Source organism: Alcanivorax sp. 24, from assembly GCF_004360225.1.
Lineage (GTDB): Bacteria > Pseudomonadota > Gammaproteobacteria > Pseudomonadales > Alcanivoracaceae > Alloalcanivorax > Alloalcanivorax xiamenensis.
On sequence record NZ_SNUA01000001.1, the window covers coordinates 22,721 to 46,761 of the forward strand.

Sequence of the window (24,041 nt, forward strand, 5' to 3'; positions counted from 1 at the left end):
GGGTTGGTCGCGGAAGCGGCCTTGATCTGCATCATGCTTGATCCTCTCGGGTTGGCATCGGCATCAACTAACCGAGGCGTTCCGTGCTTCTGGCCCGCCCGCCTTGCCTTCCCGGGCATGGGCTGATCAAGGCAGGGTGATGGGCGGAGGGGCGGGGCTCAAGGCGGGAGACTTGAGGACGCGGGCGGCCAGTTCGTTTTGCCGGGTCGTACCGGTTTTGCGGAACACGGATTTCAGTTGGCTGCGTGCCGTTTGCACCGAAATGCCCTGGCGGTCGGCGAGATCGGCCAGTGTTCCGCCTTCGGCTATGGCGCGGGCCACCTTGGCCTCCGCGGGTGTGAGCCCAAACAGAGTGGCGACGTGCTCCTCATCCACATGAACAGTCTCCTCGGGCAGATGGAAATGCAGCAGCGCCCGTCCTTCCACGGGGAACAGAATCCGGCCGACTTCCGGTGCCAGTGGACTGAGCAGGCACGCCAGTGGCTGATCGCCGAGACGAGGCGCCAGTAGCAGATCCCCGGCATGCCGCCAATCACGGCCAGCGCTGGTCAGAATGCCGTTGACCGAATGCAGGAAGCGTTGCTGTAGTGGGCGGTGCCTGAACATCAAACGCCCGTTCCGGTAGAGCAGGGCATTTTCATTGGCCAATAGGGCCTCCGCCCGTTGGCAGAGGTAGTCGACACGGCCGGCGGGGCCCAACAGGATGAAAGGGCGATGCGCCGCCAGCTCGCCGGCAAGGGCGCGGCGGCGAAGCCCGGCGGCTTCAAGATTCAGTTGAATGGCGCGGCGTATATGCGGCACCAGCCCGTTGAACCAGGTGGTATCGACGTGATGGTATGGACCGTGATCACGGGTGCGCTGCACCAACAACTGAACGGTATGGTCCCGGTTCTGATAAACGGTGCCGCAAACCCCGTGGTGGATATCCAGCCCCCGGGCCCAGTCGTTGTAAAACTCGGTCTGGTAGAACCGGTTTTGCCGGCAGGAGAAGTCCAGATAGGTGGAATAGAGCTGTCCCGGTGGTTTCTGTTTGAGCTCCGGACGCCAGGGGCAGGCGTTGACGAAGTGATCGACGTACTGCTGGTGAGCGCTGTCGTCGATATTGATCTTCATACTGGATTGCACTTGTTCCGCGACTCGGTCCAATACCAGTAGACGGGCCGAACGAGAGCGGCTCACGCGTACCAGTTTGTCCAGAAACATGGACCAGTAGTTCTGGTCCATGGGGGTTGCGTACAACACATCCAGGAGTTCATCGTACTGCCGTCCCGAAAAGGGAAGTCGACTTGAGCTTTCCATTTCGACTCTCAATGCCTTCTTGTTTGTGAACTATGTCACAAAATAAAAGATGCAACGAGTAAGCCAAAAATGGCCGTGGGACATTACCGCACTGTTGGTTTCTCCGGTGGCGGGGGCTTCGAGGCGGTTCCACTCACCGATTGAAAAGCCTTTCATAGCCTTGCCGCCGCTGCTCCGTTCCGAGACCTCCCGATTTGGGGGGGATCGGGTTCAGTAGCGGGTTTCCGCCATCCCGGAGAACTGCTTGGCCAGATAGGTGGCGTAGTTGTCGGTCATCCCGGAGAGGAAATCCAGCGCCCGCATGATGCACTGATAAATACGCTCCTGTTCCGGCAGGGTTGGCAGGTCATCAGGGAAACTGTGGCGGCCGATCAGGTCGATGATGCGCTCGTGGCGATAATTGCGCGCGGTGCCACGGGCGTGGGACAAGGCCGCGTCGATCAGGCCGTCGAGCAGAGCGCCCATTACCTCGAAGGCACCGATTTCCAGTTCGATTTTGCGCGGGTGCTCGAACACCTTGCCGCGAGCCAGCTGCTTGGCGTTCTCCACCACATCGTGCACCACCGGCTCACAATGGTGCAGCAGATCCCCGTCCATGCGTCCTTCCAGCAAGCGCTGATGATTGGCAATGAAGGCCTCGACGCCGGCCTCGATGAAGCGTTCAATGATCTTGCCGCGCAGCAGCGCCGCTTTGCGGCCGTCGCGCAGCCCTGAGTGCACCAGGTTACGGACTTCGGCGCTGTCCGGCAGTGCCGGTTGCAACAAAGCGTAGACCTCGTCCCAGTGCAGCAGATCCATCTCCAGGCCGTCTTCGAGGTCGATGATGGCGTAGCAGAAATCGTCCGCCGCCTCCATCAGATAGGCCAGGGGGTGGCGGCAATAGCGGTCCGCGTCCAGCGGGCGCAGACCGGTGGCCTGGCAAACTTCCCGGAATGCCCCGGCTTCGGAGACGAAGGCGCTGTACTTGCCCGGCTTGATGCCGCTTTCGCCAGCCTGGGCGGAGAGCCAGGGATATTTGAGAAAGGTGGCCAGAGTGGCGTAGGTTAGACGCATGCCATCCTGGTATTGGTGGTACTCGCTTTTGGTGAGGATGCGGAACCCCTGGGCATTGCCCTCGAAGTAGATCAGATCGGATTGTTGGGCGGGACTGAGTAGTTCCAGATAACGCTGGCCCCGCTCCTGGAACCAGGCGCGGATGGCGCGCTCGCCGGTATGACCGAACGGTGGGTTGCCGATGTCATGGGCCAGGCACGCGGATTGCACGATGTCACCGAGATCGGTGGCGTTGGTGCTTGCCGGTAACAGCTTCAGACGTTCCAAGCGTTCACCCACCTGGATGCCCAGAGTCCGGCCCACGCACGACACTTCCAGGGAATGGGTGAGGCGGTTGTGCACGTGGTCGTTGGTGGCCAGCGGGTGCACCTGGGTCTTGCGGGCCAGGCGCCGGAAGGCGCCGGAGAAGATGATTTTGTCGTGGTCGCGCAGGAAAGCGGTACGCCCGGTTTCATCCTTGGCGCCACGGTGTCCCAGGCGCTCCTTGTTGAGCAGGTGTTCCCAATGCATGGTCTGGATGCCATTGAAGAGAGGAGCGGGGCTCCCCAACTGCGTTTACATCGGTGAGGCGGGCCACCGATACCGTTGATGTCATCTTGGTGGACCCGGTGCCGGGGTCAAGCCTCTTTTCGCCCCGGCGGCGGGTCGAAGTCATAAATCCTTTGGGTCGTCAGAGTAAGGAGCAGTAATGAATCTGGACAAACCCCTACTGATGTTGGTGACCAGCGCCGGTCAAATGGGACAAGGGCAACAAACCGGCCTGTGGCTTGAGGAATTCGCGGTGCCTTATGGCCTGTTCCGTGAGGCCGGTATCCCGCTGCGAGTGGCCAGCCCGCTCGGTGGCAAGGTGCCGGTGGATCCGCGCTCGGTACCGGATGATGCCGAGAAGGACGCCTGGCGGGAGGCGATCGCCGCGTTGCAGGAAACCCGGGCGTTGGAAGACATCTGGGAAGACGGTTTCGCCGGCGTCTTCGTGCCCGGCGGCCATGGCGCCATGTTCGATATGCCGGATCATCCCATGGTGGCACGGGTGCTTAACCGTACCTGGGAACAGGGCGGGCTGGTCAGTGCCGTGTGCCACGGTCCGGCGGCCCTGGTGGGCGCCCGCGACGGCGCGGGCAAGCCGCTGGTGGAAGGCCGCGTGGTAAGTTGCTTCAGTAACGAGGAAGAACACGAAGTGGGGCTCGACGACGTCATGCCCTTCCTGCTGGAGAACCGGCTGCGTGAACTGGGCGCGGAAATCCGCAACGGTGAGATGTTCCAGCCGCGGGTGGTGGAGGACGGGAATCTGATCACCGGTCAGAACCCGCAATCCAGCACGGTGGTGGCCGAGGCCGTCCTGAAACGATTACTGTCCCGATAAGCCGGGCGGCGGGTGCGCCCGCCGCATCGGCCGGGGAACCAAGGAGTAAGACAAGTGGATATCTACGACTACAGCGCCGTCACTCTGGACGGCGAGGAGCGTTCCCTGGCCGATTTCAAAGGCAAGGTGCTTTTGATCGTTAACACCGCCAGCAAATGTGGTTTCACGCCCCAGTACAAAGGGCTGCAGGCACTGTATGAGCGCTACAAGAATCGCGGCCTGGTGGTGTTGGGTTTCCCGTGTAACCAGTTCGGTCGTCAGGAGCCCGGCGATGAGGTGGAGATCGGCGCTTTCTGCGAAAAGAACTACGGCGTCGACTTCCCCATGTTCGCCAAGATCGACGTTAACGGCAGCGACACCCATCCCCTTTATCGCCACCTCAAATCGGAAGCCCCCGGCCTGCTCGGCAGCGAAGGCATCAAATGGAACTTCACCAAGTTCCTGGTCGACCAAAGCGGCCGTGTGGTACGTCGCTACGCCCCCAAGGATAAACCGGAGGCGCTGGCGGCGGACGTTGAGAAGGCCTTAAAAGGAGTGGACAGTTGACAGCGGAAAAACAAAACAGGTGATCTTGAATCACTGTGGGAAGCTTGCTTGCAAGCGAATATTATTAAGCGCCTGAGCGACACCATTCGCTTGCAAGCAAGCTTCCCACAGCGGCTAAAGGTCAGACCATTTCGCGATCTTTTTCTTTTCGCTGTCAACTGTCCACTATCAACTGTCAACTATCTTCAAAGCTTTACTTCTATTCCCGCCACCCAGGTGCGGCCCGGGCCGGGTTCGAAGTAGCCGCGGCTGGCCAGCGGTCGGTCGCTGTTGGCGTTGATGCGGATGTTGGCGTAGTAGTCCCGGTCCAGCAGGTTATGGGCGGCCAGGTAGGTGGTCAGTTGATTGCCGCCGGCGAGCCGCCAGCGGTGGCCGACCCGGCCGTTGACCAGAGCGTAGCCGCCGACACGGGTATGGTTGCCGTTCTCCGCGTAGACCGAGCTGCTCATCAGAGTTTCCAGGCTGGTGAAGGTACCGCCGCGATAGTCCCGCTGCCATTCCAGGTAGAGTTGATGTTCCGGCAGTCCCGGCAGGCGATGGTCCCGCAGGGATTCCCCGCCTTCCTGAAAGCGGCGGAACCGGTAATTGCCATAGGTCCAGGCGGCGCTGATCCGGTTCCAGTCGTCCGGGAACCAGCTCAGTCCCAGTTCCACGCCGTCCCGCCGGGTACGGCCGGCGTTTTCATAGAAGGTGCGGCCGTCCTGCTCGAAGGGCACGATCTCGTCGCGGGTGCGCACGGTGAACAGAGTCAGTTCATATTGCACGGTGCCGGACAGGTCGCCGCGGGCGCCGATTTCGCCATTCACCGCTTTCTGCGGTTCCAGGTCCGGGTTGAAGCCGCCGCCGGATGGATTGGCGAATTCCGTGAAGGTGGGGCTCTCGAACGCCGAGCCAATGTTGGCGAACAATTGATGGCGGGGATGGAGACGCCAGTTCAACCCGGTGCTGTAACTGCGTTCGGTGAAACGCCGATGACCGTCGTCGTTGCCGTCCGTCAGCAAACGGTCGTCGATGGACAGCTGCAGCCGGTCCAGACGTCCGCCGAAGGTCCAGGACCAGTGCTCATTCAGTGGCAGGGTGGCCTGGGCGAACAATCCGGCGGCGGTGGCGTTCTGCTGTTCATCGGCGGTGCGGCCCTGGCGCTCGCCGCTGGCGCCGACCTGATAACGGTCTCGATCGTCTTCCTGCCGGTTCACCTCGGCGCCGATCACGTAGTTGAGTTGGCCCGCCTGGCCGGCGTAGCGCAGGCCGGTGCCGTAGAAATGCCGCTCATAGCCCAGTTCGCTGCTGCCCGGGAAGGGTAACTGCTGTTCGAAATCGCGGTGGGTGTAGTGCAGATAACCCTGCCAGGCGCCTTGCTCCGTGGGCTGATCCCAGACCCAGCCCAGCCGTTGCTGGCGCACCACCTGGCCGGCGTCGAGCAGGTTGGCGAAGCGGGAGGCCTGGTCACGATCCTGATGCGCCTGGGCCCGGGTCAGGCCGCCAGGATCCTCGGCGGTGGGAATGTCCAGCACTTCCAGCACGGTCGTGACGCGCCCGCCATTGGTGAGGGCGTGCCGCCATTTGCCATTGAGCTGATATTTCTCCACCCGGCTTTGTTGCCGCTGGCCATCGAAGGACAGGGCGGAAACACCAAGCGCGTAATCGTTATTTTCGTCGCGCTGATACAGGGCCGCGCCGAGCTTGTGGTAGTCGTCACTACCGCCGGCCACACGCAAGTGCGCCCCGGGAGGCTGGCTGCCGCCGTCGTCGCTGTTCAGCAACAGCACGCCGCCGGCGGCGTTGCCGTACAGGGAAGAGGCCGGGCCGCGCAGCACCTCCACCTGCCGCAGCCGGTCCAGATCGATGGCGTCCACCTGGGATTGGCCGTCCGGCAGGGTGTACGGCAGACCGTCCACGCGCAGGTGCAGACCGCGCACCCCGAAAGGCGCGCGGGCGCCGAAGCCGCGGCTGGAGATGCGCAGGTTCTGGGCGAAATTGTAGCGGTTTTGGAAGAACAGGCCGGGGACCCGGTTGAGAGTCTCGTCCAGTTGCAGGTTCGGACGGCCCTCGCCGTGAGCCTGACTGTCCACCACCGTGACCGCCGCCGGCGTTTCCAGCAACGCCTGGCTCTGACGGGGCGCGGTCACGGTCACCGTCTCCAGGGGAATGGGGTGGGCGCCTTGGGCAAGGCAGGGCAAAAGCAGCATGGGGGACAGCAGAACCGGATATCGCATGAGCACCTCTTATTGGAATTATGGAATTAGCCGGTTTCGGCGCCCCGGGTCAATGCAACTTCCGTGCTGATTCCCCGGTACCCATGGGCGGGGGGGGGAGAGGGGAAAGCGCGAGGGGAAAGAGAGAAGAGTGACGCGGAATGAAACGGCCCGGTGTTCACTGTGACTTGTTTCGAGACAGCCGGGGTTAGAGCCTGTTCATGATCCTTACGCCACCATGCCGGCGTAAGGATCATGAACAGGCTCTTGGAATCAGACGGGCAGCACGCCGTGGTACACCGCGAGGAAATGACAAACGCTGCCACCGACCACGAACAGATGCCAGATGGCGTGGTTGTAGGGCAGCCGGTCGGCCAGATAGAACACCACGCCACCGGTATAGGTGAGGCCGCCGGCCAGTACCAGCCAGAAGCCAACCTCGTTGAGCCGGCCCACCAGTTCGCCGGAGGCGAACAGCACCAGCCAGCCCATGATCAGGTAGATCGCCACGCGGGCCAGTTTGTAACGGTTGCCGAACACCAGTTTCAGAGCGATACCGGCCAGCGCCAGCGACCAAATCACCGCGAACAGCACCCAACCCACGGTGCCACGCATGTTGACCAGCAGAAACGGTGTATAGGTGCCGGCGATCAGCGCGAAGATGGCGCAGTGATCCAGCATTTTGTAGAACGCCTTGAGGGCCGGGCGGCGGGCACCGTGATAAAGGGTGCTGGCGGTATAGAGCAGAATCAGGCTGGCGCCGAAGATGCTGAAGCCGACGATCTTCCAGGGGTCGCCGAGCAGACTGGCGGCCACCACCAGGACCACCGTGCCGACAATACTGAGAACGGCCCCGATTCCGTGGGTAAGACTGTTGAGCGACTCTTCCAGTCGGGAATAGGAGGCCGTGGCCACGGTTGTCGAGGTCATGTGGATTGGAATCTCATGAGCGGATGAAAAAACGCATCATGCGATGATTGCCGGCGGGCTGTAAAGGCAGTCCATGCTTAAGCGCTATGGCTTAAAGGTCAATGATCGAAGCGGGCTATTGGTCTCATGCCGTCTTGCTGTTCGTTTTGTCACTCCGTTCGTCGTAACCTCGAAGGGTCATCCTAAACAGGCTCCCACCCCAGGTTAAACCCAAGGAGAGGCATCATGAGCAAGAAGAAACAGACCCTGACCACCAGCGCCGGGATTCCGGTGGCGGACAACCAGAACAGCCTGACGGCGGGCCCCCGCGGGCCGCTGCTGGTGCAGGACTGGCAGTTGTTCGAAAAGCATGCCCACTTCAATCGCGAGCGGATTCCCGAACGGGTGGTGCACGCCAAGGGGTCGGCGGCCTTCGGCACTTTCAAGGTGACCGGTGACATTACCCGGTACAGCAAGGCAAAGGTGTTTCAGCCTGGTACCGAAACCGACGTGCTGTTGCGCTTTTCCACCGTGGCCGGTGAACGGGGGGCGGCTGACGCCGAGCGCGATGTGCGCGGTTTCGCTCTCAAGTTCTATACCGAACAGGGTAACTGGGACCTGGTCGGTAACAACACGCCGGTGTTCTTCGTGCGCGACCCCTATAAATTTCCCGACTTTATTCGCACCCAGAAACGTGACCCGCGCAGTAACCTGCGCTCGGCGACGCACATGTGGGACTTCTGGTCGCTGAGCCCGGAATCCCTGCATCAGGTCACCATCCTGATGTCCGACCGAGGCCTGCCGAAAAGCTACCGGCACATGAACGGGTATGGTTCCCATACCTACAGTTTCATCAACGACAACAACGAACGGTTCTGGGTGAAGTTCCACTTCAAGACCAGGCAGGGCATTGAGTGTCTCACCGATGCCGAGGCCGGAGAGGTCGTCGGCGGTGACCGCGAATCCCATCAGCGTGATCTGTACAACGCCATCGAAAACAAGGACTTCCCGACCTGGCGTGTGTGCGTGCAGATCATGCCGGAAGCGGAGGCGGAGACCACGCCCTACAACCCGTTTGATCTGACCAAGGTCTGGCCGCACGGTGATTATCCGCTGATCGAAATCGGTGAACTGACCCTGAACCGCAATCCGGAAAACTACTTCGCCGAGGTGGAGCAGGCCAGCTTCAGCCCCGCCAATGTGGTGCCGGGGATCAGTCACAGCCCCGACAAGATGCTGCAGTTCCGCATCTTCAGCTACGCCGACGCCCACCGTTACCGGCTTGGTGTCAACTACGAGAGCCTGCCGGTGAACCTGCCGCGCTGTCCGGTGCACGGTTACCACCGTGATGGGCGGATGCGTTTCGACGGCAACGGTGGCGGCAGTGTCAACTACGAGCCGAACAGCTTTGGTGGTCCGGTGGAGGATCCGGCGTTCCGGGAACCGCCGCTGAGCATCAGTGGTGATGCGGACCGCTATGATCACCGGGAAGGCAATGACGATTACAGCCAGGCCGGTGATCTGTTCCGGCTGATGACGGCGGAGCAACAGGAACGTCTGTTCGGTAACGTCGCTCGTGCCATGGACGGTGTACCGGAAGAGATCGTGCGCCGGCAGCTTGATCACTTCGAGAAAGCCGACCCGGCCTATGCCGCCGGAGTGGCCAAGGCGCTGGGCCTGAGTCGCTGATTCGCCCGGTGTTCACCAATCGCGGTCCTCGGACCGCGATTGGGTTATGAACGCGCTGCGGGTACCGGCTTGCTGGTGAATGGGCTCTGCTGTCTTGCCGTTGCAGGGAGGCCCGCATGTACGCTGGCACGCCGGGGTTTAGCGTGTCAGCGTGTTGCGTGCGGGCGTGCCAGCGCATCATGAGACGCCAATGCCTCCTGGGCCGTGAGGCTGCCTTACACTCCTTACCAAACTGTGGATTAAATGTGGATTCCCTCGGGCGCGGTTGCACCCGAGGGAAGGCGCTCTCTAAAATGCGAGTCGTTATCATTTGATCGCCCTGCCCGGCAAGGTTGTTGGTGTTTGCGTTCGCCCGAGCGTGGCCGCCGGCGTCGCTGGCGGGTTGACCTTGTGCCGGTGCCGACTCCATGTCCGAAACGCGTTCCTCTTTATTGACCCGTTCCCGCCTGATCTGGGTGGTGCTGATCGCTGCCGTTCTCGGCGGTCTCTGGTATTTCCTGTCCCATTCCACGTCGGCGCCCACCGGCCCGATGCCACGTAACGCCTGGGAAGGGCCGGTGGCGGTGCGGGCGGTGGACGCCGAGGCCGGCGATCTGAGCGTGCGGATCAAAGCGATCGGCACGGTCACCCCCCTGAACACGGTGACGGTGCGCAGCCGGGTGGACGGCGAACTGTCACGGGTGCTGTTCGAGGAAGGCGCCGAGGTGACCAAGGGGACTCTGCTGGCGGAGATCGATCCGGACCCGTACCGCGTGCAACTGGCCCAGGCTCAGGGCCAGTACCGTCAGAACGAGGCGGAGCTGGCCGGCGCGGAACAGGATCTGGCGCTGTACCGCACGCTTTATCAACAGGACTCCATTGCCCGGCAGCAGCTGACCCAGCAGGAAGCGCTGGTCAATCAGCTGCGTGGTTCAAGGCAGGCGTTGCAGGCACAGATCGACGATGCCCGCCTGCGGTTGTCCTGGACCCGCATCGAGGCACCCATCGATGGCCGGCTCGGCCTGCGCAACGTGGATGCCGGGAACCTGGTCAGCAGCGGCGATACCGATGGTTTGGTGACCATCACCCAGATGCGCCCCATCTCGGTGGTCTTCACGGTACCGGAAACGCAACTGGACGCGGTGCGCAGCGCCTTCGCCACTGGTAACGCGATGCCGGTACAGGCGCTGGATCGCAACGGCGCCACTCAAATCGCTGTTGGCACCCTGACCACCCTGGACAACCGTATCGATACCGCCACCGGCACCCTGCGGCTGCGAGCGGAATTCACCAACGAGCACAACGAGCTGTTTCCCAATCAATTCGTCAATGTGCGGTTGCAACTGCGAACGCTGCCGGAGGCGGTGACCATCCCCACCGACGCGGTGCAGTATGGCTCCCAGGGGACCTATGTGTTCGTGCTGGAGGATGACAAAGCCCAGCTGCGGCCGATCACCCTGGGGCCGGTGGACGGTGATCGCATAGCCGTCAGCGAGGGGCTGGCCGATGGCGAACTGGTGGTTCTGGAAGGCATGGAACGGTTGCGCGACGGCCGTGAGGTGATCCTGGTGGAAGGCGACAGCCTGCCGGTGCGGGAACAGAACGGTGGTGGTCCCGACCGTGCCCGGGGCGGCCGCCGATGAGTTTGTCCCGGCCATTCATCCTGCGTCCGGTGGCGACCTCGCTGCTGATGCTGGCGCTGCTGGCCGCCGGGTTGCTGGCCTGGCGGCTGTTGCCAGTGGCGGCGCTGCCGCAGGTGGATTACCCGATCATCCAGGTGTTTACCTTCCAGCCGGGGGCCGGGCCGGATGTGACCGCGCGCACTATCACCGCGCCGCTGGAGCGCAGTCTCGGGCAGATCCCGGGACTTAAGCAGATGTCCTCCACCAGCTCCGGTGGGGCGTCGGTGATCACGCTGCAATTTTCCCTCGAAGTGGATCTGGGGGTGGCCGAACAGGAAGTGCAAGCGGCCCTGAACACCGCCGACAATCTGTTGCCCAATGATCTGCCGACGCCACCGATATATCGCAAGGTAAACCCCGCCGACGCGCCGATTCTGACCCTGGCGATCACCTCGGACACCCTGCCGTTGCCGGATGTGTACGATCTGGTGGATACGCGCATGGCGCAGAAGCTGGCGCAACTGGGCGGGGTCGGCATGGTCAGCCTGGCCGGCGGGCAACGGCCGGCGTTGCGGGTACAGGTCAACCCGATGGCGTTGGCCGCCTACGGCCTCGACCTGGAAGACGTGCGCAGCGCCATCGCCGCCACCAACACCAATCAGCCGAAAGGCAGCTTCGACGGCCCGCAGCGCTCCACCATGCTTGACGCCAACGATCAGATCCGCTCGGTGGAGGATTATCGCCAACTGATTCTCACCTGGATCGGTGGCGCGCCGCTGCGGCTCGGTGACGTGGCCACCATCGTCGATGGCGCCGAGGACCGCTTCCTCGCCGCCTGGGCCGATACCCAGCCGGCGGTGTTGCTGAACATTCAGCGGCAACCCGGCGCCAATGTTATCGACGTCGCGGACAGCGTGCGTGAGCTGTTGCCGCAACTGGTCAATACTCTGCCGGCGACGGTGGATGTGGCGGTGCTGACCGACCGGACCCAGAGTATTCGCGCCTCGGTGCGCGATGTGCAGAAGGAACTGGTGTTCGCCATTACCCTGGTGGTGCTGGTGACCTTCGTGTTTCTGCGCAATATTCCCGCCACCATCATTCCCAGTGTGGCGGTGCCGTTGTCACTGGTCGGCACGTTCTCATTCATGTACCTGGCCGGTTTCTCGATCAATAACCTGTCGCTGATGGCGTTGACCATCGCCACCGGTTTCGTCGTCGATGACGCCATCGTGATGCTGGAGAACATCGCCCGCCATCGTGAGCAAGGCGCCTCGAAGCTGGACGCGGCGCTCAAGGGTGCCGGTGAAATCGGTTTTACCCTGGTGTCGTTGACGCTCTCGCTGGTGGCGGTATTGATCCCGTTGCTGTTCATGGGGGACGTGGTCGGACGCCTGTTTCATGAATTCGCGGTGACCCTGGCGGTGGCCATCATCATTTCGCTGGTGGTGTCGCTGACGCTGACACCGATGATGAGCGCGCGCATGCTGGAGCGGCCGCCGGGCCATGATGACAGCGCGCCGGGCCTGATGAACCGGGTGATTCGCCGTTATGGCGAGGCGCTGGACTGGGTGTTGGAGCGGCAGGCCCTGGCGATGCTGGTGATGCTGGCGACCATTGCTCTCACCGCGGTGTTGTACCTGATGGTGAAAAAGGATTTCTTCCCGGTGCAGGACAGCGGTGTCATCCAGGTGGTGACGGAGAGCCCGCAGACCAGCTCTTTCGAGCATATGGCGCAGCGTCAGCAGGCGCTGGCGGCGGCACTATTGGAAGACCCGGGGGTCGCCAGCCTGTCGTCGTTCATTGGCGTCGATGGCACCAACACCACCATCAACAGCGGCCGTATGTTGATCAATTTGCCGCCCCACGGCGAGCGGCACGGCTCCGCCTTCGAAGTGATGGACAGGCTGCGGGAACGGGCGGCCGGAGTGGACGGTATTACGGCCTGGTTCCAACCGGTGCAGGAGTTGAGTATCGAGGACCGGGTCAGCCGCACCCAGTATCAGTTCACGCTGACCACACCGGAAAGCGCCACGCTCAATGAATGGGTGCCGATACTGGTGGACGCCTTGCAGCGGCAACCGGAACTGGCCGATGTGGCCTCGGATCTGCAGTACGATGGCCGGCAGGCCTATGTGGACATCGATCGGGACGCCGCCTCCCGGCTCGGTCTGAACGTGTCCGACATTGCCACCGCGCTGCAGAACGCGTTTGCCCAGCGTCAGATTGCCACGCTGTTCACCCAGGCCAACCAGTATCGGGTGATCCTGGAGGTGGATCCGGAGCATGCCCGCGGCCTGGCGGCGCTGCAGACCACCTATGTGCCCACCGCCGATGGCACGCCGGTGCCGCTGTCCAGCGTGGCGCGCGTCACCCAGCGGCCGGCGGCGCTGCTGATCAACCACCAGGGGCAGTTCCCGGCGGCCACCATCTCCTTCAACCTGGGGCCGGATGCCTCCCTGGGGGATGCGGTAAAAGTGATCGAACGGGTGCAGCGGGAAGCCGGCCTGCCGGCGGAAATCGAGAGCCGTTTCCAGGGTGCGGCGGAAGCGTTCCGCGCCTCGTTGTCGAACACGTTGTGGCTGATTCTTGCCGCCATCCTGACCATGTACATCGTGCTCGGCATTCTTTACGAGAGCACCATTCATCCGATCACCATTCTGTCCACGCTGCCGTCCGCCACGGTGGGGGCGTTGCTGGCACTGCTGCTGACCGGCCGGGCGCTGGATCTGATCGCGGTGATCGGGGTGGTGCTGCTGATCGGGCTGGTGAAGAAGAACGGCATCATGATGGTGGATTTCGCGCTGGACGCGCAGCGCAACCAGGGCATGCCGCCGCGTCAGGCCATCCATCGTGCCGCCATGCTGAGGTTCCGGCCGATTCTGATGACCACGCTGGCGGCGCTGTTCGGTGCCGTGCCGTTGATGCTGGCCAGCGGTTCCGGCGCGGAGTTGCGCCAGCCGCTGGGCCTGGTGATGGTGGGCGGCTTGCTGGTCAGCCAGGTACTGACGCTGTTCACCACGCCGGTGGTGTATTTGTTCTTCGATCGCCTGACCCGGCGCCCGGCGCCGCTGGCCGATGATGGCGGAGCGCGCCCGTGAACCCGTCCCGGGCCTTTATCCAGCGGCCAATCGCCGCCATGCTGATGGCGGTGGCGGTGGTGCTGTCCGGTTTGCTGGCCTGGCGCCTGCTGCCGGTGGCACCGTTGCCGCAGGTGGATTTTCCGATCATCACGGTGTCGGCGAGCCTGCCCGGTGCTAGCCCCGAGAGTATGGCGGCGACGGTGGCGACACCGCTTGAGCGGGCGCTCGGCAGCATTGCCGGGGTTACCTCGATCACTTCGTCGAGCAATCAGGGCGCCACGCAGATCGTGCTGCAATTCGAGCTTGGCCGTGACCTCAATGAGGCGGCCCGGGACGTGCAGGCGGCGATCAACGCGGCGCGCAGTCAATTGCCTTCTGGCATGCCCGGCAATCCGGAATACCGCAAAGTGAATCCGTCCCAGGCGCCAGTCATGGGGCTGGCGCTGTCGTCGCCCACGTTGGCACCCAGCGAACTGTACGATGCCGCCGCCTCGATTCTGGCGCAGAAACTGTCGCAGATCAGTGGTGTCGGCGAGGTCAGCGTCAGTGGCGCGTCGCTGCCGGCGGTGCGGGTGCAGCTGGACCCCGGCGCCTTGTTGCAATACGGCATCGCTCTGGATGATGTGCGCAACGCGATCAGTGAAGCCAATGCGCTGCAACCGCTGGGGCTGGTGGAAAACCAGCAACACCGCTGGGAGGTACGCACCAGCGATCCGCTGCGCAAGGCGCGTCAATACCGTGATCTGGTGATTCGCCATGAGGAGGGCGCGGTGGTGCGCCTCGGTGACGTGGCGGAAGTTTCCGACTCGGTGGAAAACCGCTACAGCAGCGGTTTTCACAATGACCATCCGGCGGTGATCGTGGAGATCAGCCGTCAGCCCGGCGCCAATATCGTCGAAACCATCGATGCGATTCGCGAACAACTGCCGGGCCTGCGCGCGCTGATGCCCGCCGACGCCGATCTGGCGGTGATCATGGACCGCTCGCCGGGGATTCGCGCCACGCTGCGCGAAGCGCAGACCACCTTGCTGATCGCGGTGGCACTGGTGGTGCTGGTGGTCTGGGTCTTTCTCGGCAGTGCCCGCACCGCGTTGATCCCGACGGTGGCGATCCCGGTATCGCTAATCGGCAGTTTCATCGTCATGTACTTCTATGGTTTCTCGGTGAACAACCTGTCGTTGATGGCGTTAATCATCGCCGCCGGCCTGGTGGTGGACGACGCCATCGTGGTGCTGGAGAACATCGAGAGGCACATCGAGGAGGGCCTGCCGCCGTTCCAGGCCGCGCTCAAGGGGGCCGGTGAAGTCGGTTTCACGTTGCTGGCGATGAATCTGGCGCTGGTGGTGGTGTTCGTGTCGATTCTGTTCATGGGGGGCGTCATCGAGCGCCTGTTCCGCGAGTTCTCCATCACGCTGGCGGCGGCGATGCTGATCTCCCTGCTGGTCTCGCTGACGTTGACCCCCAGCCTGTGCGCGTTGTGGTTACGGCGTAAAGTCGCCGCGGCACCCTCGGCACTGGCCCGCCGCAGCGAGGCGGTATTTGAGTCGTTGCGGAGCGCTTACGCTGGTAGCCTCGACTGGGCGCTGCGGCACCGGTTGTTCACGCTGCTGACCTTGTTGGCGGTGGTGGCGGTGAACGTCTGGCTGTACGTGGCGATTCCGAAAACCACCTTGCCACCCCAGGATACCGGCCAGATTCGCGGTTTCGTGCGCGGTGACGACGGTTTTTCGTTCCAGTTGATGCAGCCGAAAATCGAAGTGTTCCGGCGGTTGATTATGGATGATCCAGCGGTTCGGGACGTCACCGGAACCAGTGGCGGAGACGGTGGCATCACCAATGCCCAGCTCACCATTAATCTGAAACCGTTGGCGGAACGCGGCGTCTCCGCGCAACAGGTAGTGGACCGGCTGCGTGCCAAGGCGCCGCACGTGCCTGGTGGTATGTTGTTTCTGATCGTCGATCAGGACATTCGCCTGTCGTCGCCGTTCAGCCGCAGTGACTACGAGCTGGTGCTGCGCTCTGATTCCCTGGAGTTACTTGATATCTGGTCCCGTAAAGTATCGGAGGCAATGCAGAGACTGCCGGAACTGGTGGATGTGGATTCCGCCGGCGATGAAGAAGCGCAGCAGGTGGTGCTGGATATCGATCGCGAAGCGGCGCGGCTGCACGGTGTCGATATGGCCACCGTCGCTTCGGTGTTGAACAACTCATTCTCTCAGCGGCAGGTGGCGACGCTCTATGATGAACTGAACCAATACCGGGTGGTGATGGAACTGTTGCCCCGCTATACCGAACAGCCCTCGGTACTACAGCAATTGGAAGTGCTGACTGATGAGGGTGCCCGGGTGCCTTTGTCCACGTTTGCTACCTGGACCTATGGCCTGACCAATGACCGTATCCGTCACGATGCCCAGTTCGCTTCGGTGGGGGTGGGCTATGCGCTGGCGCCGGGGGTGACGCCACTGGAAGCGGAAGCGGCGATTCAGGCGGCGCTCAACGACATTATGTTGCCGCCGAGTGTATATGCGGGGCCCGGTTCCGATCGGGTCAATTTCGAAGGTAATCTCAGTCAGCCGTTGCTGATTCTTGCCGTGTTGCTGGCGGTGTACATGGTGTTGGGCATGCTCTATGAGAGCACCCTGCATCCGCTCACCATTCTTTCCACGTTGCCCTCCGCCGGCATCGGCGCATTGCTGGCCTTGCGTATCAGTGACACGCCATTCAGCTTGATCGCGCTGTTGGGATTGTTCCTGCTGATCGGCATCGTGATGAAGAATGCGATCCTGATGATCGACTTCGCCTTGGACGCGCAGCGCCATGACGGACTGAGCCCGCTGGCGGCGATCCGCCGGGCGGCGCTGCTGCGGTTGCGTCCGATTTTGATGACCAATCTGGCCGGTCTGCTGGGCGCGGTGCCGCTGGTGTTGGGGCTCGGCGAAGGTTCCGAGCTGCGTCAGCCGCTTGGCATCACCATCATCGGCGGTTTGGCGGTCAGCCAGTTGTTGACGCTGTACACCACGCCGGTGATTTACCTGTACCTGGAAACATGGCGTCAGCGCACGCTGCGCCGCCGGGCAGGCGGCGATCCCATGGCGTCGGTATGAAGGTCCGTACCGCGATCGGCATAAAGAGAAGAGGCCCGTAATGAAGAGTTTGTCCGCTGCTTGCCTGTTGTGTGCGCTGGCCCTTGCCGGCTGTACCTTGGGACCGGACTATCGCACGCCGGACAGCGCCATTCCGGCCCGATTTCAATACCAGGACGGCTGGCGGACCATGCCCGAACAGCCTTGGGTGGCCCAGGGCACCTGGTGGGAGGCCTTTGACGATCCGGTGCTGACCGACCTGATCGAGCAGGCCGATCAGGCCAGCCAGACTCTGGCCCAGGCGGAAGCCCGTTTTCGTGCTGCCGAGGCGCAATGGCGTCTGGCCCGGGGGGAATACAGCCCGCAATTGGACGCCTCGGTTAGCGGTACTCGCAGCGGCGGCAGCGATACCGATCCCGGCAATCTGTTCAGCGGCCGCCTGGATATCAGCTGGGCGCCGGATCTGTGGGGCCGGGTGCGGCGCCAGGTGGAAGCGGAACGTGCCGGTCTGGCCGCCAGCGCCGCCGATATCGCCGCCGCCCGGCTGACCCTCCAGGTAGCGGTGGTTCAAGGCTATGTACGGATCCGCGCGCTGGATCGCCAGCGCGCGATTCTCGAACTGACCATGGCGGCATATGATCGCTCGGCGGAATTGACCCGCAACCAGTACAACGCCGGCATTGTGTCCCGGTCCGATGTGATCCAGGCGGAAACCCAGCGCCAATCCCTGCGCACGCAGCTCTATGATCTGCAACAACAACGCGCCCAGGAAGAAAATGCGCTGGCGGCCTTGCTGGGTGTGGCGCCGGTGTCGTTCAGCATTGCCGCCACCAACGCCCTGCCGCTGTTACCGGCCTTGCCGGCCGCCCTGCCATCGGTATTGATCGCGCGCCGCCCGGATGTGGTGGTGGCGGAACGGGGTGTGGCGCAGGCCAATGCGCTGATCGGCGTGGCCCAGACCGCCTGGTTGCCGGATCTTACTTTGAGCGCCTATGGCGCTTTGCAGGACGACACCTTCTCCGGCCTGTTCGACGCGCCGCAACGGATCTGGTCGGTGGGGCCTTCTCTGGCGCTAACACTGTTCGATGGCGGCCGCCGCCGCGCCACTCGCGACATCGCGGTGGCCCAGTACGATGAGCAGGTGGCCAATTACAGACAGACTATCCTGGACAGCCTGCGCGATGTGGAAGATGCCCTGGCCACGATGCAGGTTCTCCGCGAGAAAGCGGAACAACAGGATGAGCTGCTGGCCTTGGCGGAACAGAACGAAAGCGTCATCGCCAACCGCTACCGCGCCGGCATGGTGTCTTTCCTGGAGGTGGCCACGGCGCAGAACCTGACTCTGGAAGCACGCCGCTCGCGCCTGGATATCACTAGCCAGCAATTACAGGCGGCGGCGGAACTGGCCGCCGCCATTGGTGGCGGCTGGGACCTGGATGACCCGGTGATTCAACGTATGGCCCGCCCCGAGCCCGGAGAATAATCGCAGCGCATTCTCTGCTTGACCTTAAGTTAACTTGAACTTCTATAGTCCGCCACGCCGGTTGGGATCCTGGTGATCCGGCCGGTGTGGCTCCCGCGTTTCCGTGCCGTTGGTCGGGGACGTGGGGATGACCCGGGCGAAAAGAAGGAAACGAGGTTATGCAGCGGATCATTGATGCGGTGTTGGATAGTGGCTGGCTCTGGTTGCTGGCCAGGGTGTGTCTGGCGGTGGTGTTCGTGTCCTCCGGCCTGGCGAAGCTGATCGATTTCGAGGGTGGCCTGACGGACATGCGGCAGGCTGGCCTGGAGCCGGCTTGGCTGTTCAATATTGCCACGGCGATGACTCTGCTAGCGGCGTCCTTGCTGATTCTTTTGGACCGGGCGGTGTGGCTGGGCGCCGGCGCTTTGTCCGTCTTTCTGATTCTCACCATCGTTATCGTGCATAGATTCTGGGGCCTCGAAGGGGAGAGCGCCAAGCTGGCCCTGTTTTTCGCCCTTGAGCACGTCTCGGTTATCGGCGGCTTGATCGCCACGGCCATTGCCAGCCACCTGCGGCGTTGGCGTGAATCCGACGGGCCGGACCATAGCAAAGCGCTATGGTTGAAATAGGCCTAGTTGCTTTTATTAATTTCGGACGGTCGCTTACTCTTTTCGCTGTCAACGAGCCGTGGATGAACCAATAAGGAGAGTGTCTATGTTGAGCAATCGGGAAGGCCAGCCTGTTCCGGAAGTCACCTTCCGTACCCGCGCGGGCAATGACTGGCGGGACCTGACCACCGCGGACCTGTTCCAGGGCAAAACGGTGGTGGTATTCGCATTGCCAGGTGCTTTCACTCCGACCTGCTCATCCACTCACCTGCCGCGCTACAACGAGTTGGCGCCGGTGTTCAAAAGCAATGGCGTGGACGACATTCTGTGCCTGTCCGTCAATGATGCCTTTGTCATGGATGCCTGGGCGGGTGATCAGGCGGCGGAGAACATTCGCTTCATTCCCGATGGCAACGCCGAGTTCACCGAGAAGATGGGCATGCTGGTGGGCAAGCAGGAGCTCGGTTTCGGATCGCGCAGCTGGCGTTACTCGATGCTGGTGAAGGATGGTGTCATCGACAAAATGTTTATCGAACCGGATAAGCCGGGCGACCCGTTCGAAGTGTCCGACGCCGACACCATGCTCAGCTACATCAATGGCGAAGCCGCTTTGCCGAAGCGGGTCACGGTCTTCACCAAGCCCGGCTGCCCGCACTGTGGCCGCGCCAAAAGTGCTCTGCGCGAGGCAGGTTACAGCTTCGAGGAGATCGAACTGAGCAGCCGCGGTCTCAGCTACAGCACTCTGGCGGCGGTCACCGGCGCTGGCACTACCCCGCAGGTCTACATTGAAGGCGAACGCATTGGTGGTGCCGACGAATTGGAAAAGTGGTTGGCGTCCGCTGTTTCCTGACTCTTACCCGCGCTCACCGGGTAGCGGCGCACAGGGACGCGCGCCCACTGTTTTCCCCCAAGTAACTTCCCCTTCCTTGGCCGGCTCCTCGCCGGCCTTTTTTTGGGTTCATCGCGGTTTGGAGGGCCATGGCGCTTCAATCATGGGCACGGGTCTGTAACGGAAGGGACTACCAAACCGCTCTATTCGCCAGCAAGCAGGTCTCCCACAGATCCGCCACGAAGCCGCTGCGGGAAGCTTGCTGGCAAGCGAATATACCAACACCGGAGGGCCGGAATTCGCCAGCAAGCGGGTCTCCCACGGATCCGCCACGAAGCCGCCGTGGGAAGCTTGCTGGCAAGCGAATATCCCAACACCGGAGGGCCGGAATTCGCCAGCAAGCGGGTCTCCCACGGATCCGCTACGAAGCCGCTGTGGGAAGCTTGCTGGCAAGCGAATATCCCAACACCGGAGGGCCGGAATTCGCCAGCAAGCGGGTCTCCCACGGATCCGCCACGAAGCCGCTGTGGGAAGCTTGCTGGCAAGCGAATCGCCAACGGCCCAGGGCTTTCGCGGCCAAGCGGAGCGCCGCCCGGGCCTCTTCCCGCAGCGGCGCTGTAGCCCCCTCTGAATGGAGGTCTTCGAGGTAACCGAGGAATACGGGAGCCCCCGCCAGAGCGACCCTTCCCGCTAAACCGCGAGGAACCTTTTTTATGACCACCGCCCACGGACCCTGATCGGCTGGCGCCCGGCGTTCACCAGGCCGTTTTTGGCATTCGGGGCAGGGTAAAATGGCACGAGCGGCACTAGTGTGCCAACTCGCCACGGCCGCATAGTAAAAGTCATTGATGAAGTTCATCGGGAGACCGGGCATGAACGCCAAAGTGACCGCCATGCGGACCAATGCCAGCGACATCCAGCCGCGCCGTATGGATTTTGAGTTTGATCCGTCCATGTCGCGCTACTGGTTCGCTGACGATCAATTCAAAACCATGCTGCTGACGGCCTTGTCCTGTACTTTTCCAGAGGGCGAGCGCTTTTTCGTGCGTTCAGTGCGCCATTATCAGAAACGCATCGAGGATCCTGATCTGCGTGAGCGGGTGAAGGGGTTCATCGGCCAGGAGGCGCACCACGGCAAGGAGCACGAGGCCTTCAACGATTTCATGGAAGAAAAGGGGGTGCCGACCCGCAAGGTCCATGACTTTGTGCATAACGGCATGAAGTGGATCGCCCAGAATCTGTCTCCTGAGCGGCAGCTGGCCAAAACCTGCGCTCTGGAGCACTTCACCGCCATGCTGGCGGAACTGATTCTGGAGAATCCGGAGTTTCTCGAGGGCATGGACGAACGCATGCTACCGCTGTGGCTGTGGCACGCGGTGGAGGAAAGCGAACACAAAGCGGTGGCCTACGACGTGTACGCGGACCAGGTCGGCAGCTACTGGATTCGATCGTCGGAGATGGTGCTGACCACGGTGGAGTTCATTGGCTTCACCATTTTCCACTATATCCAGTTGCGCCAGGGCATGGATGACAAGCGGGATCTGCGTTCCGTGGGTAACGGCCTCAACTGGTTGTTCGGCCGGCCGGGCTGGCTCCGGCGCCTCGGGCGATCCTATGTGGCGTACTACAAGCCGTCTTTCCACCCGGAGAAGAAAGACAGCCGCGCGCTACGCGAACAGGCATTGAAAAAACTGGCGTTGATGCTTGATCGTCCAGAGCTGCGGGGGGCCGGTTAAAACACCAAGAGGTATCTGGAGCCGTAGTGGGAGCGGCTCACCAGCCGCGATGGGAGTGTTGGCGTGCCGGCGTGTTGCGTGTAAGCGTACCGTGCCCGCGAATGGTGAGGCTGTACGGAATCGACACGGCCGGCTGGGTTTGATCCCGCCGGCCGTTGCCGTTATTGCAGGGCTTCGGTGATGGCGTCGAGGGCCGCCGTGGTGGAGGTATAGGTGAAGCTGGAGCTGGCCACCGGGTGGGAAGAGAATTTCACCACCACCAGTTCCGCTTGCGGGTCGATATGAATCATCTGGCCGTGGATGCCGGCGGCTTGCAGAGCGCCGTGGGCATTGTGAGTCTGGTACCACTGATTGTGGTAGGACTGCCCCTGACGGAAATCCAGACCGCCCCCCTCGAATTTGGAGCGCTCGCCACCTTTGAAAAGGTCCTCTATGGCGGCTTTGCTAACGATCTGCTCACCGTTGTAATGTCCGTTGCGGCGTACCATTTCGGCGAAGCGGGCGAGGTCGCGCAAAGTGGTGTTCATGCCACCGCCGGCCAACGGCGTGCCGTGGTCGTCAACCAGAATGTAGGCGTCCCGCTCGGCGCCCAGCTTGCTCCAGATGCGTTCGGAGAGCAGGTCGGTGTAGTCCCGCCCGGAAGCCTTGCTGATGATCCAGGCCACGACTTCCGATTGCACCGTCTGGTAGGTGAACTGTTCGCCGTGCTCGCCGCTCTTTTCGGTCAGGCTGGCGAGGAACTCATAGAGAGAGGCCGGGCCCTGATAGTTTTTCGGCTTCGGCAGAATGCCGGAAGAAAACGCGTAGCGGTAAACGTCGGAAGTGAAGTCCTTGTAGTCCTCGCGATAACGCACCGCGGCGGTCATATCCAGCACCTGCTGCACGGTGGCGTCACCCCAGGCGCTGCCTTTCAGTTCCGGCACGTAATGGCCCACGGTGGCGTCCGGGTCCAGCTCGCCGCGCTGAATCATGTCGGCGGCCAGCAGGCCGGTAACCGACTTGGTGACGGACCACAAGATGTGCTGGTCCTGGTCGTCCATGCCGTCGGTGTAGGTTTCGTGGACCACCCGGCCTTTGTGCAGCACGATGAAGGCATCGGTATAGGTATCGAGAAGCCACTTTGAAACCGTGGTGGTCTGGCCGCTGCCGTCATCGAAACGGAGGCTGCCCAGGTCACGGTCCTTGTTTTTCAGCTTCGCCACATCAGCCAACGGATCGCGGGCGATGCCGCGTGAGGGTTGCAGTTCGCGCATGTGGTGCAGTGCCCAGCGGCCATTGGGAAAACGGTTGAAATTAGCCCGGGTGACCAGCTTGTCCGGTGGTGGCGGAAAGCCCTGCATCAGCCCCAGTTTGGGCAGGGTGGTGCTCTCCGGTGGTGGCAGTTGCGGAGTCTCGGTATGGCCCTGGGTGGCGATCAACAGGGCCGTGGCCGCCAGGCCGTAGCGCAGGCTTTGTAGCATGGTGTGCTCCCGATGGTTGTTGTAATTGGGTTCCCGGGATAACAGGATCACTCAACCGTACATGGCCACGCGCTTGCGGCCCGGCGATTCACCGAACCAGTCGCGGAAGGCGCGATAAAACTGCGCCGTCTGGCTGTAACCGAGCCGCGCCGCCAGTTGCTCGGTGGTCAGGTCACGCCAGGGCATCAACGTCAACGCCAGTTGCCGGCGGCTGTCGCTGAGCAGGGAGCGGAAATCCTGCCCCTCCGCTTCCACCCGGCGTTGCAGGGTGCGTTCGCTCACCGCCAGTAAGGAGGCACACAGAGCCAGTGGCTTGCCCGGCAGCCCGACCACGGTTGGCAGCAGACCGCGTACCGAGTCGCTCCAGCCGAGGCCGGGCCGCATGCGCCGCAGATACCGTTCTCGCTGGCCCAGGGTGTCGAGGCTCCCGGTGGTGGCGGAGGGTTGCAACAGGTGGGTGTTATCGAACACCAGGCCATCCTGTTCTTCCCCGCAGCTCACCGGTACTCCCAACAGCGCCTCCAGGTCCCGTCGCTCGCGTTCGCCCTGACGGACCCGCAGAGTCACCCGCCGGATGCGCAGGCGGCTGCCGCGTTCCAGCAGTCGGCAGGTGGAGTACAGCAAGGCCAGGGCCTGGCCGTTGTACCCCTCGAAAGCGGGGCGCCGGAACAGTTGCAGGCTACTTTCCTCGGCGCCGATCCGCAGACGGTAGTCACCCAGCTCGGAATGCAGACACAGGTAGCGCGGGTACTGATTGATCCGGTCCAGAATGTCGCCGGGTACCGGCGACAGGCCCGGAAACAGCTGGCGCTGTTGCTCCAGAGTCTGGAATCCCCGCGCCAGTAGCGCCGGATCGCCCTGTTGGTCGGCCAGCCGGGCGGTCAGGTCGGCGCAACGCCAATGATTGATTCGCTCCGCTTCGGTGCTGCGTTCCAGATGGTACTCGTTGAGTGCCTGATCCAGTCTCCCGCCGGGCACACGTGCATCCAGGGCCGCCACGACGTGATGGAAGTTCTGGCGGGACATGGTGGCATCAATGAGCATGGTCGGGAGGGTTCCGGGAACAGACTGGCTTCCATTGTCGGTGTGTCCCGGTGAGCGGCAAGTGCAATTCACGTCAACCGCCTC

16 protein-coding genes are annotated in these 24,041 nt (G+C 62.6%); 10 read left to right on the forward strand and 6 right to left on the reverse strand.

Features of this window, described 5'->3' with window-relative positions; all coding sequences use genetic code 11:
• Nucleotides 1-126: 126 nt before the first annotated feature.
• Entirely contained in the window at nt 127-1,242 is a 1,116-nt protein-coding gene (locus E0L37_RS00115) for a helix-turn-helix transcriptional regulator (RefSeq protein WP_133489803.1), read from the reverse strand.
• 267 nt (nt 1,243-1,509) lie between these two features.
• Nucleotides 1,510-2,862, reverse strand: coding sequence for a deoxyguanosinetriphosphate triphosphohydrolase (locus E0L37_RS00120; protein ID WP_133489804.1), 1,353 nt, complete (start codon nt 2,860-2,862; stop codon nt 1,510-1,512).
• Between the two features lie 178 nt (nt 2,863-3,040).
• Between E0L37_RS00120 and E0L37_RS00125 the strand changes: the two genes are divergently transcribed.
• The gene (locus E0L37_RS00125) at nt 3,041-3,715 is read left to right on the forward strand and encodes a type 1 glutamine amidotransferase domain-containing protein (protein ID WP_133489805.1); all 675 of its coding nucleotides are present in this window, start codon (nt 3,041-3,043) and stop codon (nt 3,713-3,715) included.
• A 54-nt stretch (nt 3,716-3,769) separates the two neighbouring features.
• Nucleotides 3,770-4,261 (forward strand): glutathione peroxidase, encoded by a 492-nt coding sequence (locus tag E0L37_RS00130; protein WP_133489806.1) that lies wholly within the window; start codon nt 3,770-3,772, stop codon nt 4,259-4,261.
• Between the two features lie 185 nt (nt 4,262-4,446).
• Here the strand turns inward: E0L37_RS00130 and E0L37_RS00135 are convergent, their stop codons facing one another.
• Entirely contained in the window at nt 4,447-6,477 is a 2,031-nt protein-coding gene (locus E0L37_RS00135) for a TonB-dependent receptor (RefSeq protein WP_133489807.1), read from the reverse strand.
• A gap of 252 nt (nt 6,478-6,729) precedes the next feature.
• A complete protein-coding gene (locus E0L37_RS00140; RefSeq protein ID WP_133489808.1) occupies nt 6,730-7,386 on the reverse strand; it encodes a hemolysin III family protein in 657 nt (218 codons plus the stop codon).
• Between the two features lie 225 nt (nt 7,387-7,611).
• Between E0L37_RS00140 and E0L37_RS00145 the strand changes: the two genes are divergently transcribed.
• The 8 genes from E0L37_RS00145 to E0L37_RS00180 all read left to right on the forward strand — a co-directional run bounded on the left by E0L37_RS00145 (nt 7,612) and on the right by E0L37_RS00180 (nt 21,453).
• A complete protein-coding gene (locus E0L37_RS00145) occupies nt 7,612-9,054 on the forward strand; it encodes a catalase (RefSeq protein ID WP_133489809.1) in 1,443 nt (480 codons plus the stop codon).
• A gap of 407 nt (nt 9,055-9,461) precedes the next feature.
• Complete coding sequence (locus E0L37_RS00150) at nt 9,462-10,676, forward strand: efflux RND transporter periplasmic adaptor subunit (protein WP_133489810.1); 1,215 nt, start codon at nt 9,462-9,464, stop codon at nt 10,674-10,676.
• Nucleotides 10,673-13,753, forward strand: a complete 3,081-nt coding sequence (locus E0L37_RS00155; RefSeq protein ID WP_133489811.1) for a multidrug efflux RND transporter permease subunit — start codon at nt 10,673-10,675, stop codon at nt 13,751-13,753. The genes E0L37_RS00150 and E0L37_RS00155 overlap by 4 nt, the downstream gene beginning before the upstream one ends.
• Nucleotides 13,750-16,839 carry an efflux RND transporter permease subunit gene (locus E0L37_RS00160; RefSeq protein ID WP_133489812.1) on the forward strand — a complete coding sequence of 1,030 codons (3,090 nt, stop codon included), beginning with the start codon at nt 13,750-13,752 and terminating at the stop codon, nt 16,837-16,839. Before E0L37_RS00155 ends, E0L37_RS00160 begins: the two co-directional genes overlap by 4 nt.
• A gap of 40 nt (nt 16,840-16,879) precedes the next feature.
• Nucleotides 16,880-18,301, forward strand: a complete 1,422-nt coding sequence (locus E0L37_RS00165) for an efflux transporter outer membrane subunit (RefSeq protein ID WP_133489813.1) — start codon at nt 16,880-16,882, stop codon at nt 18,299-18,301.
• 158 nt (nt 18,302-18,459) lie between these two features.
• Nucleotides 18,460-18,909 (forward strand): DoxX family protein, encoded by a 450-nt coding sequence (locus tag E0L37_RS00170; RefSeq protein WP_133489814.1) that lies wholly within the window; start codon nt 18,460-18,462, stop codon nt 18,907-18,909.
• A gap of 85 nt (nt 18,910-18,994) precedes the next feature.
• Nucleotides 18,995-19,738 carry a glutathione peroxidase gene (locus E0L37_RS00175; protein ID WP_133489815.1) on the forward strand — a complete coding sequence of 248 codons (744 nt, stop codon included), beginning with the start codon at nt 18,995-18,997 and terminating at the stop codon, nt 19,736-19,738.
• A gap of 851 nt (nt 19,739-20,589) precedes the next feature.
• Entirely contained in the window at nt 20,590-21,453 is an 864-nt protein-coding gene (locus E0L37_RS00180) for a metal-dependent hydrolase (protein ID WP_133489816.1), read from the forward strand.
• Between the two features lie 161 nt (nt 21,454-21,614).
• On the opposite strand, the gene E0L37_RS00185 is transcribed toward E0L37_RS00180, so the two are convergent.
• Nucleotides 21,615-22,913: a serine hydrolase gene (locus tag E0L37_RS00185; RefSeq protein ID WP_236564182.1), complete on the reverse strand. Its 1,299-nt coding sequence runs from the start codon at nt 22,911-22,913 to the stop codon at nt 21,615-21,617.
• A 51-nt stretch (nt 22,914-22,964) separates the two neighbouring features.
• On the reverse strand, nt 22,965-23,957 hold the full coding sequence (locus E0L37_RS00190; RefSeq protein ID WP_133489818.1) for a helix-turn-helix domain-containing protein: 993 nt from the start codon (nt 23,955-23,957) through the stop codon (nt 22,965-22,967).
• Nucleotides 23,958-24,041: the final 84 nt, after the last annotated feature.